The sequence below is a fragment of the Paenibacillus sp. JL3B1040 genome (genome assembly GCF_057063165.1).
Window position 1 is genome coordinate 5,349,693 of sequence record NZ_CM169317.1, and the last position, 14,741, is coordinate 5,364,433.

Here is a 14,741-nt window from a genome sequence, read left to right on the forward strand (position 1 = left end):
GGGGACGAAAGGAACAGATGCCTTTTTTCATTCACTACCTTGCTTTGATCAGTACTGTATGATATCATGCTATCTATCCTAGAGGAAACGAGGCGAAATAGGGTTGGATATCAGCATCCAGTTTAAGAAGGGCGCCTTGGAGCTATGCGTGCTGGTGTTGATCCAAGGCCGCGACCGGTACGGTTACGAGCTGGCCCAATCGGTATCGAAGCATATCGAGGTGGCCGAAGGGGCCCTGTATCCTCTGCTGCGCCGACTGGTCAGCGAAGGATATTGCACGACCTATCTGCAGGAATCCACAGGCGGCCCTCCGCGTAAGTACTACAAGCTGACTCCCGAAGGCGAGGCATACACCCGGAAACTTGTCGTCGAGTGGAAGCAGTTCGTGCACAATGTTTCGACACTAATCGAGAAAGGAAGCCGTTTATGAATAAAAGCGAGTTTTTGGCGAATCTTCGGGCCCATTTGTCGGTTCTCCCGCCGGAGGAGCAAAACGATTTGCTGGAGGATTACGAGGCCCACTTCGCATTCGGATTGGAAAGCGGCCGGGCGGAAGAAGACATCGTTCAGGAGCTGGGCGACCCGGCGGAGCTGGCCAAGGAAGCGCTTGGCAACCGCTACGTGCCTCGGGAGCATGTGTACTGGTTTGGCGGTGCGGAGCCCGCGGCGGTGCCGCATGCTCCGATGGACTTTACAACTGCAGGAGTTTATGGAACCGGGTCCGGCATTCGGCGGCGCAGCGGTTTTACCAGCGTCATGGTTTACATCGGCTTGTTCTTTATCAATATTATCGCCGTTCCGCTGTTGATCTCCTGCTGGGCGTTAGTCGCCAGTCTAGCGGTCACCGCCGCGTCCGGGATGGTCGCCCCCGTACTTGTTGGCCTTGAATATATCTGGCATGGAAATATATCCGCGGCAAAAATCTTCGCATCGGTCGCCGCCGTCGGGTTGGGCATTCTGCTCGTGATCGTTACGCGGTACGTTTACAAGGGGATGGTCCGGCTCAGCGCCGCTTATCTGCGCTGGAACGCCCGGATCGCGAAAGGCGGGAACCAAGCATGAAAACGAAAAGATGGTCGTTTATCGCAATTGTGCTGATTGTGGTCGGCTTTGCCGGCATGGCTTACCAGCATTTCGATTTCGGCGATGAGCTGCCGGCCCACCAGCAGAAATGGACGTTTGCGCCGGACGGCCTGAAGACGCTGCTCGTCGATAGCGATTATGACGTCGAGCTGGAGTTTATCGACAGCTCCGACGGAACGAATTACGTGGAAATCAGCGGAAATATGAAGCAGGAGACGATCGATTCGTTGAAAGCGACGCAAATCTCGGGCGATACGCTGCAGTTGAACCTGCGGGACGATTTCGACTGGACCTTCTTCACGATCAACTTCCAGTCCACGAAACAACGAATCACCGTCGCGCTTAGCGACAAGGACGAATTGAACCGGATCGGCTATAAGTCGGGCTCCGGCAACGCTGCGTTCCGCGGCCTCCGCGCCGGCGATATCGAGTTGTCTATCGGCTCCGGCAATCTCCGCGCGGAGAACCTCTCGGCGGGCCGGACGACCTTGGCCTCCACATCCGGCAACATTACGGCCGAGAACATTCAAGGAACGGCGGAGATCAAGCTGACGTCGGGAAGCATCCGCATCGATTCGCTGCAAGGCGATTTGATTGCCAAATCAACTTCGGGCAACATTACGGCCAGCCGGGTGCAAGGAACCGTTCAAGCTACGGTCAGCTCCGGGAACATCCGTTTTGAGCGTTTTACGGGAGACGGCACCTTTAAGGCGACCTCGGGCAATATCACGCTGTCCGAGCAGCGCTCGGACAACCTGGATATCTCCGTAGGATCGGGGAATGCGACGCTATCGGCCGATGACCAGTTCAAAGGCTTCTATGATCTGCATACGAGCTCCGGGAACATCACCGCTCCCGATTCGCTGCGGCAAACGCAGGATCTGATCAAGGTTCGGACGACTTCCGGCAACATTCGCATCCGATAGAACCTTAAGAGGTGTAGCTCCAAACAGAAACACTTGATTTTCCAAAAATGAACGAATATAATTACCATAATTATTTCGTGAAGGAGGTGGGTAGAGTGGATCGCAAATTTGCGTGGAGTCGAGTAAGCCAACTGCCGATGGCAATGTTTGGCATTGTTCATGCCGCAGCCGACAACGGGAGAAGTCTGTCCTTTTTCGGAAACTCGATATCCAAACCAAATTGCGAAATACCGCTCCTACCTTAACCTCGCTAACGCGTGAGCTTTGAAGGCAGCAGGATTTCCTGCTGCCTTCTTTTTTTTTGCAGGATCGGTATGGGATTAAAGGAGAACTAAATTGTCATGATGATCCAAGGGCAAAATATACAGAAGTATTACGGCGCCGAACTGGTGCTGAGCGATGTGACGTTCGAAATTAAAGCGGGCGAAACGGTCGGGCTGATCGGCCGCAACGGCGCGGGAAAAACCACGCTCATGAAGCTGCTGGCCGGCGTTGAGCGGCCGGACCAGGGGCAACTGTCGATCCCAAAGAACGCCCGAATCGGCAATCTGGCGCAAATTCCCGACTATTCCCGGGAAGACACGGTCTATGACGTCCTGCTCGGTGCGTTCGCGGATTTGCGGGACCTGGAAGCGGAAATGCGGCGGCTGGAAGCGGAGATGGCCGGAACCGGAGATTCCGACGCGCTGGATTCGCTGCTTCGGCAATACGGCCGGCTGCAGGAGGCATTCGAACGCGGCGGCGGTTACGGGATCGAAGCGTCGATCGCCCGGGTCGCCGGCGGTCTTGGCATCCCGGAGGAACAATTCGCCCGCCCGTTCGCCTCGCTGTCCGGCGGAGAGAAGACGAAGGTTGGCTTGGCGGTCATTTTGCTGCGGGAGCCGGATTTGCTGCTGCTCGACGAGCCGACCAATCATTTGGACATGGCGGCGACGGAGTGGCTCGAGGGTTACGTCCGCGCCTTCCCGGGAACCTGTGTCATCATCTCCCATGACCGTTATTTCCTCGATGCCGTTGTCGGCAAAATCATCGAGCTGGAGGACGGGGAAGCGTTCACGTACCACGGCAATTACAGCTATTACAAAGACGAGAAGGAACGCCGGCTGCTTCAGCAGTTTGCCGATTACGAAGAACAGCAGAAGAAGATCAAGAAAATGCAGGAAACGATCAAGCAGTTGATCGAATGGGGCAACCGGTCCAACCCGCCGAACCCCGGCTTTCATCGGCGGGCGGCATCGATGCAGAAGGCATTGGACCGTATGGTCAAGCTCAAACGGCCGATACTGGAACGCAAACGCATCGGCTTGGAGCTGGATCATGCGGATCGCTCCGGCAAGGACGCCATCGTCCTGAAGGACGTGGGCGACGCCCGCGGCGGGCGCGTTCTGTACCGCGGCTTGACCCACACGCTTCGCTATGGCGAGGCGGCCGTCCTCATCGGCGACAACGGGGCGGGCAAGAGCACTCTGCTCAAGAACATCCTGGGGCAGGAGCCGCCGCAACAGGGGGAAGTCCGGCTCGGCTCGCGCATTGAACCGGGGTATCTGGCCCAGCAGGCGGCTCCCGCCGATCACGACGAGACGGTCCTGCAGTATTTCCGCGACGAGATCGGTCTCGAAGCGGGTGAAGCCCGCGGGCAGCTGGCCCGCTTCCTGTTCTACGGCGCCGACGTGTTCAAGAAGGTGAGCAGCCTGTCGGGCGGCGAGTGGACGCGGCTTCGGCTGGCGGTGCTGATGCACCGGAAGCCGAACCTGCTGGTGCTCGACGAGCCGACCAACCACCTTGACATCGATTCGCGCGAAGCGCTGGAGGAGGCGCTGGAGGAATACCCGGGCACGCTGCTGGCGGTGTCCCATGACCGCTACTTCATCAATAAAGTAGCGGGGCAGGTGTGGGCGCTGGCGGGCGGCCGCCTGACCGTCACCCTCGGCGGGTACGAGGACTACCGGGCGGAACTCGCCCGGAAGACCGCCGCCGCCGGAGACGCGGGCCCTGCGGGCCGCGCGGCCGATCGGCACGGCGCAGCGGGCCCGGCCGCCACGGGCGGCAGCGCCGGCGGCACGGGCGCGCCGCGCGTAAGTGCGGGCGCCGCGGCAAGCGCCGCCGGCGCGAAGGGCGATGCGGCCGCGGGAGCGGCGCGCAAGCCCGGGGCAAACCCGGCCTCCGTGCGCAAGCTGGAGGCCGATTACGCCGCCGCCGAAGCGGAGCTGACGGCGGTGGACGCGGCGATGCAGGCGCCGGAGGCCGCCTGCGACGCCGCGCGGCTCGCGGAGCTGCAGGAGCGGCGTGACGCCCTGCAGCTCCGCGCCGACGAGCTCCTCCAGCAGTACATCACACTGCTGGAGGAGCATCCAAACTGAAGGAGGTTATCCCACGAACCTCGGGAAACCGGTATTCAGCTGCACCCGAACGAACCCCGGGCCCAGGCGCTGGCCAGCGGAGATGTTCCTCATCTTTGCTCTGGGCCGGGAACATGTCGTGTCTTACGGGGACACCGGACTGCAACGGGCCGCAAAATGGGGCTACGGCATAGCGGGCCGATCGCAAGTATTTGCATCAGGCCGCCAAGCGGCGGCTTGTAACAGGAATATTTTGGATATAATACGGGATAGAAGGGGATCATGCCTATTTTTATAAGAATATAAAACAAAGTGGGGTTGAGTCGCTGTGCTCTCGTTATCCGATGTCCGTCGCCCCGTCAGGTGGTATCTGTTCGGACTGATGGCATTTGTGGGAATCGTATCGAGTCTCGTCGTCCTGGTGTACAACGATTACTTTCTCTTGGGCGACCCGGTCCGCCCGAACAACGATGACGTGAAGTATATTCAGTCCGCTCGTCTTCTGCTGAACGAAGGCGAACTTGCCTACAATACCAAGGAGGCGCCTTCCGCCTTCATCATGCCCGGGCTGCCCTTGATGCTGTCCGGGTTTATGGCCGTTTTCGGCCAAGATCAAGGCGGCATCGTCGCCTTTCGCCTATTCCAATGCCTTCTGCAAGCGTTGTGCATCTATCTCATCTTCTGGATCGGCCGGCGCATCTTCAACACCCGTACGGCGCTGATCGCCTGCACGGTATCTGCGTTATACCCGCCCGATTACTTTTCCTCCGGGGTCATACTCTCGGAAACGACCTTCCGCACGTTGCTGCTGCTCCTCGTCTGTTGCACGATCCTGGCCGGGGAACGCAGTGAACCGACCCCGTACGTCCTGATCGGCGTCCTGACTGCCGCGGCGGCTTATTTGAAGCCGCATGCTTCTTTGTACCCGGCCGTATTTCTCGTCATCTGGCTGCGGATGAAGCTTCCTTGGCGGACGATGTTGAAATACGTCCTGTTGATGGGAACAACCTATGCGCTGCTGCTGACGCCATGGTGGATCCGCAATTGGGTGACGTTTCATGAATTTATCCTGTTCACCAATTCCGGCGGAAGCCCGTTCTTGCTCGGCACGCGCATCCGTTGGCAGTTGCCGCCGGCCGGCTTCTTCGAGGCTTACCCCCAATACGATCCGGTAACGATATTCGAAGGCGCCGATTCCGCAGCCGTCCGCAAAGGTCTGGATATCCTTCGTTACGGTTTTGCGCATGAGCCGATGAAATACTTGTATTGGTATACCTTGGGGAGATGGGCGGAGCTGTATTTCTATCCGTTTTATTCGCGCCCGTTCTGGCCGGTCAGCCGTCCGGTGATGAACGTTGTTCAAGAGGTGATGATGTACGTGAACATGGCCGGCATCCTGTGGGCGATGGCCACGCACCGCCTGAAGCTGGACCGCTTGCTCCCGCTTTTGTTGGCGCTGGCTTATTTCACGGTGATCTACGTTCCGTTCGTGGCGTTTAACCGCTACGGGTATCCCAATATGACGCTGTTGATCCTGTTCGGTTCTTTCTTGCTCGGCGACTTGTCCGCCCGATTCCTCCGCTGCTCGCATCAACGGGCGGCACGAAAGGGGGCTGCCGCTTCATGAACGCCAACTCGCGGAGCGTTCTCGTCATTATACCGGCTTATAACGAGGAAACCAGCATTGGCCCGGTAATCCGTGACGTGCAGAACCACGCGCCGGAGGCCGACATTCTCGTGGTTAACGACGGCTCCTCCGATCGCACGGAGAGCTGCGCCCGGGAAGCCGGGGCCAAAGTGCTTACATTGCCATACAATGTGGGGATCGGCGGAGGCATGCAGACCGGTTATCTCTACGCCAAACAAATGGGATATGACGTCGCCGTACAAATGGACGCAGACGGCCAGCATCCGGCCGGAGAGCTGCACAAGCTGATGGCCGGGATCGCGGAGCAGGACCTTGTGATCGGCTCCCGATTCCTGGGGGCTGCGACCTTCCGGTCGTCCACGGTAAGGCGGATGGGGATCGCCTTCTTCTCCCGGCTCGTCTCCTGGGTTACCGGCGAACGCTTTACCGATACGACCAGCGGCTTTCGCGCCGCGGGGCGCAAGGTTATCGAGCTGTACGCCCAATATTATCCCGCCGATTATCCCGAGGTGGAGTCCATCGTGTATTTGAAACGCCAAGGCTGCCGGATCGCCGAGGTGCCTGTCGTCATGCGTCCCCGCATGGCCGGAAGATCGTCGATCACGCCGTGGCGCTCCGCGTATTACATGGTGAAGGTGACGTTATCCGTGCTCATGAGCGCGATTCGCCGCCCGCTCCGCCAGACGGCGGTGACGGACTAAATGGCGATTTATGTCCTATCCGTATTCGTTGCCGCGTTGTTTCTCGTATTCGTCCTGGAATTGGTGCGCCGCCAAAAGCTGCGGGAGCAGTATTCCCTGCTCTGGATCCTGTTCAGCTTGATCTTGCTTATTTGCTCGATGAACGTCCATCTCGTCGAATGGATTGCCGCCCGATTGGGAGTCAAGTATGCTCCGGCGGTACTTTTCCTGTTCGGCCTGCTCTTCTGCTTTGCGTTTATCCTGCACCTGACGATCGTTGTTACCCGGTTGACGTCCCAAGTCCTGCGTTTAACCCAGGAGATCGTCATCCTCAAAGAAAAGGAGGCGGTCCCTAAACATGGAGAAAACCGTTAGTTACCTGCTCCTATTGGGCAACATATTGCTGCTCGTAACTGGGCAAATCCTGTTCAAAATCGGTTTGGGCCGCTCCGGCGGTCTCCATTGGGGCAAGCTGGCGACTTCGCCGGAAGTGCTCGGCGGCGTGGCCTTGTACGGATTGGCGACGCTGCTATGGTTTGCCGTGCTGTCGCGACTCCCGCTGAGCGTCGCCTACCCGCTTCAGGCGCTGGCTTATGTCCTGGTGCTGGTTCCCGCCTATTTCCTGTTCCACGAAACGATCACCCTGACCAAACTAATCGGCGTGGCCGTCATTTTGCTGGGGGTCTATTTGCTGGCAAAGTAACGAACGCTTATTGCCCGCAAATCCGGATTTCGTACTCGAACTGTCCGTCCCCGGAATTGTGATAATAATCACTACCCCTAGTTATTTCGACTGATAGGGTAATAGTAAACACCCGTTATTCCAGGAAAGGAAGGTGTTATCCGATGAGTTCCTGCGCTTGCCACAACCGAGATACGGCAACCGCTCCGTCCTGTCTGGCTCATGTTCCCGTCTTTGCGCAGCTGCGTAAAGCGGAGGTCGACCTGCTTCATTCGGTCATGCAAACCTCGAAATTTCGTAAAGGCGAGATCATCTTCCGCGAGGGAGACCGCTCGGATTCGCTGTTCGTGGTCAACCGCGGAATCATTAAGCTGACCAAGCTGGAGGATAACGGCAAGGAGCATATCGTCCGTTTGCTATTCCCCGGGGAGTTCTTCGGCCAGTTTGCCTTGCTGCAGGAAAAACCTCATTATGCCAATGCTTTTGCGGCCGACGCGACCGGCGTCTGCCGGATTCACCGCAGCGATTTCCTTGATATCTTGCGCCGCGATCCGGATACGGCGGCCCGGTTTATGACCGCGCTCAGCGCGCAGCTGGAGGAGGCCGACGCCTGGGCGGCCGTGCTGACCTTGCTTGAAGCCGACCGGCGCTTAGCCAAAATGCTGTTGTATTTTCGCCGCAAAGCCGCGCCGGACAGCCGGGAATTTACATTACCCGTGTCCAAAAAAGAACTCGCCGGCCTGATCGGCACGACGCCGGAAACGCTCAGCCGCAAGCTGCGACAGCTCAGCGATACCGAGGTGCTCACCGTCTCCCGGCGGCAGCTTCTCATCCGCGATGAGGCGGCCCTGCGCCGCCTGGCCGGGGAGGCCTAACCCGGACGGGTAAACCATCGACACTTGCCGTCCGTACGCTTTTTGCACGATTATCGCGTCTTAGTGTCCCCCATTGCTGCCTTTGCACGATTATCCCTTTCATTCAGGGGGGGGGGCTCGTCAGGAGCCTGGAGTGAGGCGAGCTCTTCTCCAGTTCCCGGTTATCTGATCAAAGGGGATAATCGTGCAAAGCGTCCGGCCAACGTGTGTCCCTGAACGAACAAAACCGCCCCCGCACCATGCGGAGGCGGTTCGTTATAACACCGCTTGCGTTCAGGAATTCAATGAGCTTAGCTTCCCTCTACACCGCTTCCGGCTCGAAGCCGCCTTTGGTGAACTGGCTGTTGTACAAATCGGCATAGAAGCCGCCGAGCGCCAGCAGTTCTTCATGCGTTCCCTTCTCGATGACGGTGCCGTGGTTCATCACGAGAATGAGATCGGCATCCCGGATCGTCGACAACCGGTGGGCAATGACGAAGCTCGTTCTGCCCTTCATCAGCTCGTTCATCGCTTTCTGGATATGCACCTCGGTCCGGGTATCGACGCTGCTCGTCGCTTCGTCGAGAATGAGGATCGCCGGATCGGCCAAAATGGCCCGGGCGATCGTCAAGAGCTGTTTCTGTCCCTGCGAGATGTTCGATGCTTCCTCGTTCAGGATCGTGTTGTACCCGCCCGGCAACGTGCGGATAAAGTGGTCGGCGTACGCCGTTTTGGCGGCGTTCACCACGTCCTCGTCGGTGGCGCCTTCACGCCCGTAAGCGATATTGTCGCGGATCGTGCCGTTAAACAGCCACGTATCCTGCAACACCATGCCGAACAGGCTGCGCAGGTCGCCGCGTTTCATCTCGGCGATGTTTGCCCCGTCCACGGTGATCGAACCGCCATCCACTTCATAGAACCGCATCAGCAGGTTGATGAGCGTCGTTTTGCCGGCGCCGGTCGGCCCGACGATCGCGATCGTTTGCCCTTGCTTCACGTCGATGTTCATGTCCTCGATGAGCAGGTGCTCCGGATCGTAGCCGAACTGAACATGATTGAACGCCACATCGCCGCGAGGATGCCGCAAGACGACCGGGTTCGCCTCTTCCGGCACCTCTTCTTCTTCATCGAGGATTTCAAACACCCGCTCCGCCGAAGCGACGGTCGACTGAATGACGTTGGCGATGTTCGCCGTTTGCGTAATCGGCATCGTAAACTGGCGGGCGTATTGGATGAACGCCTGCACGTCACCGATTTCAATCGTTCTCTTGGTGACGAGGATGCCGCCGACCACCGATACAAGCACGTATCCGATGTTGCCGATAAAGCTCATGATCGGCATGATGATGCCGGAGATGAATTGCGCCTTCCACCCGGCATCGTACAGCCGTTCGTTGATGTTGTCGAACTGCTCCAGCGATTTCGCCTCGCGGCCAAACGCCTTGATGATCTTGTGGCCGGTGTACATTTCCTCCACATGACCGTTAAGCTGGCCGAGTTCCTTTTGCTGGCGAACGAACTGCTTCTGCGACCGCTTGGCGACCTGCATGATCCCCACGATGCTTAGCGGCAACGTCAACACGGCGATCAGGGTCATCAGCGGGCTGATCGACAGCATCATCGCGATCACGCCGAGGATCGTCAGGATCGACGTGATCAGCTGCGTCAAGCTTTGCTGCAAGGTTCCGGCGATATTATCGACGTCGTTGGTCACGCGGCTAAGTATCTCACCGTGCGTGCGGGCGTCGAAATATTTGAGCGGCAGCTTGTTCAGCTTGGCATTGACGTCCTTCCGCAGATCGTAGACCGTCTTCTGGGCGACGCCGGCCATCAAATATTGTTGAACATAACTGAACAACGCGCTCAGCACGTACAACCCGATCAAGATCATGATGATCTGCCAGACGTAATGAAAGTCGATCTCCGCGCCGGGAACCCGTTGAATTTTAGCCATGATACCTTCAAACAGCTTGGTTGTCGCTTTCCCCATCACTTTCGGGCTGAAAATGCTGAACACGGTACTTAAAATCGCCATGACCAGTACGGCGGCCAGTTGAACCTTGTGCGGTCTCAAGTATCGGATCAGCCGCTTCAAAGTCCCCTTAAAATCCTTTGCTTTATCTACCGGCATCCCCATGCCGGGTCCGCCCGGACCGCCATGCCCCCGGCGAGGGCCGCCGAATCCGCGTTTCTTCTCTGCAGGCTCTTGACTCATGCGATCTCCTCCTCCGAAAGCTGCGAATATACGATTTCTTTATAAACCTCGCAGGTCTCCATCAACTCTCGATGGGTGCCGATCCCGGCAATTTGGCTATCGTTCATCACGATGATTTGATCGGCATCGAGCACGGTGCTGACCCGTTGCGCGACGATGATGACCGTAGAGTCCTTCGTTTCCTGCTTCAAAGCAGCCCGCAGCTTCGCATCGGTCTTGAAGTCAAGCGCCGAGAAGCTGTCGTCAAAAATATAAATCTCCGCCGGCCGCACCAACGCGCGGGCAATCGACAAACGCTGCTTCTGCCCGCCCGACACGTTGGTGCCGCCTTGGGCGATCGGCGACTCGAAGCCTTGCTCCATCTTGCCGATGAAGTCGGTCGCTTGGGCAATCTCCGCGGCACGACGCACTTCCTCCTCGGTCGCATCCTCTTTGCCGTAACGGATGTTCTCGCTGATCGTTCCGGAGAACAACACCGCCATTTGCGGAACAAAGCCGATTTTTCTCCGAAGCTCATCCTGCGTCAGATCGCGGACGTCCACGCCGTCGACCCGCACGCTGCCTTGCTGCACGTCGTAAAACCGCGGGATCAAGCTGATCAGCGTCGATTTCCCGGAACCCGTCCCCCCGATAATCGCCGTCACTTGCCCCGGCTTGGCGGTAAACGATATGTCCTGGACTGCCGGTTGTTCCGCGCCAGGATAACTGAAGGAAACGTTCTGGAACTCGACGATCCCCTTGGTTTCCGACGTTTCGCTGCCCGTTGTCGAATCCTTGATGACCGGCACCATGTCCAGCACTTCATTGATGCGGATCGCCGAAGCCGACGCCCGCGGAATCATCACGAACATCATCGACACCATGACCAGCGAAAACATGATTTGCATCGCGTATTGGAGGAACGCCATCAGGTCGCCGACCTGCATTTGCCCGGCGTCGATCCGCAGTCCGCCGTACCAGATGATCGCCACCGACGACAGGTTCATGACCAGCATCATAATCGGCATCATAAATGCCATGATTTTGTTCACCTTGATCGATGTCTCCGTCAGATCGAGGTTCGCCGCATCGAAACGCTTGCTTTCGTAGTCGATCCGGTTAAACGAACGAATGACGCGAATCCCGGTCAGGCTTTCGCGCATGACGAGATTCAGCTTGTCGATTTTTTTCTGGATCGCTTTAAATAAAGGCAGCCCTTTGCGCGCGATCAGGTAGATTGCTCCGGCCAGCACCGGCAGAATAACCACCAGCACCAGCGAAAGCGTCGCGTCCTTCGAGACGGCCATGATGATGCCGCCCAAGCACATCATCGGGGCCATGACCATCATGCGCAGCATCATCATCAGCACCTGCTGTACCTGGGTAATGTCGTTGGTCGTACGGGTAATCAGCGAGGCGGTGCCAATCGTGTCAAACTCCTCCAGCGAGAAGTTCGAGACGTGCTTGAACACCTTCCCGCGAAGAAGCTTCCCGAAGCCCGTTGCAGCCCGCGAGGAAAAATAGCTGGCCGCGATCGAGCAGACCATGCCGCCCAGCGCGACCAGCAGCATAAGTCCACCGATTCGCCAAATATAAGGCGTGTCCCCGTTCACAACGCCTTTGTCGACGATGTCGGCCATCAACGTAGGTAAATACAACTCGGATAACGTTTGAAAAAACACGAATACGAGCACCGCGGCTACAAGCCAGCGGTATGGTTTCAAATTGCGGAAAAGTTTGATCAATTCCCATCATCCCCACATGTTCTTCTATTCATTTCGTAGCTCTTGGTTCATCTCTGCATTTACTTGCCTTTCCACGTACTCATACACCTGCTCCAGCAATTCGATCAACTGCCCGCTCTTCTCCTCGCCCAAATACTCGACCAGCCCCTGGATTTGGGCGGAGCGTTTCTTGGCGAATTCCCGGACCTGTTCCAGACCCTGCTCCGTCAGCTTGACCCGAACGGCCCGGCGGTCCTCCTTGTCGTTATAGCGAAGGACGAGCCCCTGCTCTTCCAGGCTGCGGACAAGCGGCGTAACGGTCGGGGAAGCGACCGCCATCATCGAGCTAAGTTCGGAGACGGTCACCCCACGCTCCTCCATCTCCATGCCGTGCATAATCGTAAACATCAATCTGACTTCGCTTGGTTTCAACGCCGACGGCGTCATTTTACTGAAATCGAGCCTCCGTAAGCGGTGAAAAGCCTTCAGCAGCCTACGTGCTTGCGGGTTATCACCGGTTAACAAACCAATCCCTCCTATTTATTTTCATTGTTTAATTATTAGTATTACTATTATTTCGTAAACCTAATTATAAGAGCCGGCATCAGTGAAGTCAAGCGCCGCCAAAATTCGGACAAATAAAGCAAAAAAAGACCGTACGACCTGGCGTGCGGCCCGGTGTAACGGTCTGTAAATCAGGATGATGGACGTGAGGGTCCTGGCTTTAGCTCATCGAGGCTTTTGAATTCGTAGCCCTGCCTGCGGGCTTCGTCGATGATCGCTCCCAGAGCCGCCGCGTTGTCCTTCGAGACGGAATGGAGCAGGATGACCGCGCCCGGGTGCAGTTGCGACACCACCTTCCGGTAGGCATAATCCGCCCCGCGCTGGTCGTTGACATCCCAGTCCTTGTAAGCGACGGACCAGAAGACGTTCGTATATCCCATCGCTTTCGTCACGCGCAGCGTCCGGTCGCTGAAAATGCCGCGGGGCGGGCGCAGGTAATCCATTTCGGATTGCCCTGTCACCTGGGCGGTCGCGCTTTTTACCTTCTCCAGCTCTTCCCGGATTTGCGCGTCGGCAATCGCCGTCATGTCCGGGTGGCTCCAGGAGTGATTGCCGATCAGATGGCCCTCCGCGACCATGCGTTTCAGCAACTCCGGCTGATCCTTGATGTAGTGGCCGGTAACAAAAAAGATCGCCGGGACCTTCTTCGCCTTCAGCGTATCGAGGATCGGGGCCGTATACCCGTTCTCGTAACCGTTGTCGAATGTCAGGAACAATTCCTTGCGCGCGGGATCGCCGAGGAAGATCGCGCCATTTTTGTCGATGATGTCTTTGAATCCTTCCTCATTAATCGAGGGAAGCTGGCCGTCGATGCTTTTTTTGAATCCGAAGTGGTGGGCAACATCCGCTTGGGCTGCCGTAATAACGGGAGCTCCCGTTCCGAGCAGGAGGCCGGCCAGCAATGAACAGATCAAGGCAAACTTCACTTTTGTCTCTCCTTCTTGGCTTCTAGGCTAATTCAGTTTCGACACACCTTTTACTATCTGCCGAATTCCCGGGAATTATGCAGAAATCCCCCCTTAAACAGGGAGCTGCGCCCAGCAATTGAGAGGATCATTCACTGCGGGGCATCAGCACTTCCCGGGCAAACCGGATCCATTCGCGGGTGGCAAACGATAAATACCGGTCATCGCGCCATACGATTCCGAGCTTCCAAGGGATGACCGGCTTGACGAGCGGGATAATCCGCACGCCTTCGTCATCGATCTCGCGGCAAATCGTCTCCGGCAGCAGCGTAACGCCGAGGCCGACGGCCACTGTTTCGCTGATCAGATCCCATTGTGAACTCTCGTAGATGACATGCGGTTGAAACCCGGCTTTCGCGCATTCCCCGATAATGCGGTCATGCAGCGTAAAGTCCTCGCGAAACAACACGAACCCGTCCTGGGACAGCTCGGTCAATTCGGCCGATTCCCGTTCCGCGAGCGGATGGGAAGGATGCACGACCAGATTCAGCTTCTCTTCAACAAAAGCAAAACTGCTGAGCTCCGCCTCCACCGTCGGCAGGACGACGACCCCCACGTCCAGCGCCCCGCCGGCAACGTCCTGCTCCACTTTTTTCGCTCCATCCTCAAACAGCTGGATCGTAATGTCGGGATACCGTTCATGAAATTCCCCAATCACCTTCGGAAAAAAGCTTGCCCCCACCATCGGCGGAAGCCCGATGCGGAGATGCCCTTTCTTTAAATTGCGCAAGTCGTCGAGCTCCGACATCAGATTCTGGAAGGAGGTCACGATTTGCTGAGCCTGCGTGACGATAATTCGTCCCGCGTCGGTGAGCTCGATGGTTTTGCCGACCCGGTCGAATAACACGACCCCCAATTCTTCTTCCATCGCCTTGACCGTTTTGCTGATGGTCGGTTGCGTAATATACAGCGCTTCGGCCGCCTTGGTGAAGCTCCGCAGCCTTGCGACTTCGATTAAGGCCTGCATTTGTCGAATATCCAACAGCCTGATCTCCCTTAACTTGAATTATCGATAGCCAAATGGAATGATCTTCATTCAGTATATTCATTTTACTCATGAAAACAATCGATGTAAAATTTCA

General features: G+C 57.2%; 15 protein-coding genes. 10 read left to right on the forward strand and 5 right to left on the reverse strand.

The features are described from left to right. The first annotated feature begins 103 nt into the window (after nucleotides 1-103). From ACZF99_RS24510 to ACZF99_RS24555, 10 genes are all read left to right on the forward strand, one after another. On the forward strand, nucleotides 104-430 hold the full coding sequence (locus ACZF99_RS24510) for a PadR family transcriptional regulator (protein WP_068783904.1): 327 nt from the start codon (nucleotides 104-106) through the stop codon (nucleotides 428-430). Continuing rightward, entirely contained in the window at nucleotides 427-1,062 is a 636-nt protein-coding gene (locus ACZF99_RS24515; RefSeq protein ID WP_483607492.1) for an HAAS signaling domain-containing protein, read from the forward strand. The genes ACZF99_RS24510 and ACZF99_RS24515 overlap by 4 nt, the downstream gene beginning before the upstream one ends. Then, complete coding sequence (locus ACZF99_RS24520) at nucleotides 1,059-2,009, forward strand: DUF4097 family beta strand repeat-containing protein (protein WP_483607493.1); 951 nt, start codon at nucleotides 1,059-1,061, stop codon at nucleotides 2,007-2,009. Before ACZF99_RS24515 ends, ACZF99_RS24520 begins: the two co-directional genes overlap by 4 nt. 143 nt (nucleotides 2,010-2,152) lie before the next feature. After that, nucleotides 2,153-2,254, forward strand: a complete 102-nt coding sequence (locus tag ACZF99_RS24525) for an RAxF-45 family protein (RefSeq protein ID WP_483612950.1) — start codon at nucleotides 2,153-2,155, stop codon at nucleotides 2,252-2,254. A gap of 96 nt (nucleotides 2,255-2,350) precedes the next feature. After that, on the forward strand, nucleotides 2,351-4,369 hold the full coding sequence (abc-f, locus tag ACZF99_RS24530; protein WP_483607494.1) for a ribosomal protection-like ABC-F family protein: 2,019 nt from the start codon (nucleotides 2,351-2,353) through the stop codon (nucleotides 4,367-4,369). 361 nt (nucleotides 4,370-4,730) lie between these two features. After that, the gene (locus ACZF99_RS24535) at nucleotides 4,731-5,975 is read left to right on the forward strand and encodes an ArnT family glycosyltransferase (protein ID WP_483607495.1); all 1,245 of its coding nucleotides are present in this window, start codon (nucleotides 4,731-4,733) and stop codon (nucleotides 5,973-5,975) included. Further along, entirely contained in the window at nucleotides 5,972-6,697 is a 726-nt protein-coding gene (locus ACZF99_RS24540) for a glycosyltransferase family 2 protein (protein WP_483607496.1), read from the forward strand. Before ACZF99_RS24535 ends, ACZF99_RS24540 begins: the two co-directional genes overlap by 4 nt. After that, nucleotides 6,698-7,051 carry a DUF2304 domain-containing protein gene (locus ACZF99_RS24545; RefSeq protein WP_483607497.1) on the forward strand — a complete coding sequence of 118 codons (354 nt, stop codon included), beginning with the start codon at nucleotides 6,698-6,700 and terminating at the stop codon, nucleotides 7,049-7,051. Then, nucleotides 7,035-7,379, forward strand: a complete 345-nt coding sequence (locus ACZF99_RS24550; protein ID WP_483607498.1) for an EamA family transporter — start codon at nucleotides 7,035-7,037, stop codon at nucleotides 7,377-7,379. The genes ACZF99_RS24545 and ACZF99_RS24550 overlap by 17 nt, the downstream gene beginning before the upstream one ends. A gap of 143 nt (nucleotides 7,380-7,522) precedes the next feature. After that, nucleotides 7,523-8,233, forward strand: a complete 711-nt coding sequence (locus ACZF99_RS24555) for a Crp/Fnr family transcriptional regulator (RefSeq protein WP_483607499.1) — start codon at nucleotides 7,523-7,525, stop codon at nucleotides 8,231-8,233. A gap of 301 nt (nucleotides 8,234-8,534) precedes the next feature. On the opposite strand, the gene ACZF99_RS24560 is transcribed toward ACZF99_RS24555, so the two are convergent. From ACZF99_RS24560 to cidR, 5 genes are all read right to left on the reverse strand, one after another. Next, nucleotides 8,535-10,427, reverse strand: coding sequence for an ABC transporter ATP-binding protein (locus ACZF99_RS24560; protein WP_483607500.1), 1,893 nt, complete (start codon nucleotides 10,425-10,427; stop codon nucleotides 8,535-8,537). Beyond that, on the reverse strand, nucleotides 10,424-12,151 hold the full coding sequence (locus ACZF99_RS24565) for an ABC transporter ATP-binding protein (protein WP_483607501.1): 1,728 nt from the start codon (nucleotides 12,149-12,151) through the stop codon (nucleotides 10,424-10,426). Before ACZF99_RS24565 ends, ACZF99_RS24560 begins: the two co-directional genes overlap by 4 nt. A 24-nt stretch (nucleotides 12,152-12,175) precedes the next feature. Then, entirely contained in the window at nucleotides 12,176-12,655 is a 480-nt protein-coding gene (locus tag ACZF99_RS24570) for a MarR family winged helix-turn-helix transcriptional regulator (protein WP_483607502.1), read from the reverse strand. Nucleotides 12,656-12,825: 170 nt separating this feature from the next. Continuing rightward, complete coding sequence (gene pdaA / locus ACZF99_RS24575; RefSeq protein WP_483607503.1) at nucleotides 12,826-13,620, reverse strand: delta-lactam-biosynthetic de-N-acetylase; 795 nt, start codon at nucleotides 13,618-13,620, stop codon at nucleotides 12,826-12,828. A gap of 127 nt (nucleotides 13,621-13,747) precedes the next feature. Continuing rightward, nucleotides 13,748-14,641, reverse strand: coding sequence for a cidABC operon transcriptional activator CidR (cidR, locus tag ACZF99_RS24580; protein WP_483607504.1), 894 nt, complete (start codon nucleotides 14,639-14,641; stop codon nucleotides 13,748-13,750). Between the last annotated feature and the right edge of the window lie 100 nt (nucleotides 14,642-14,741).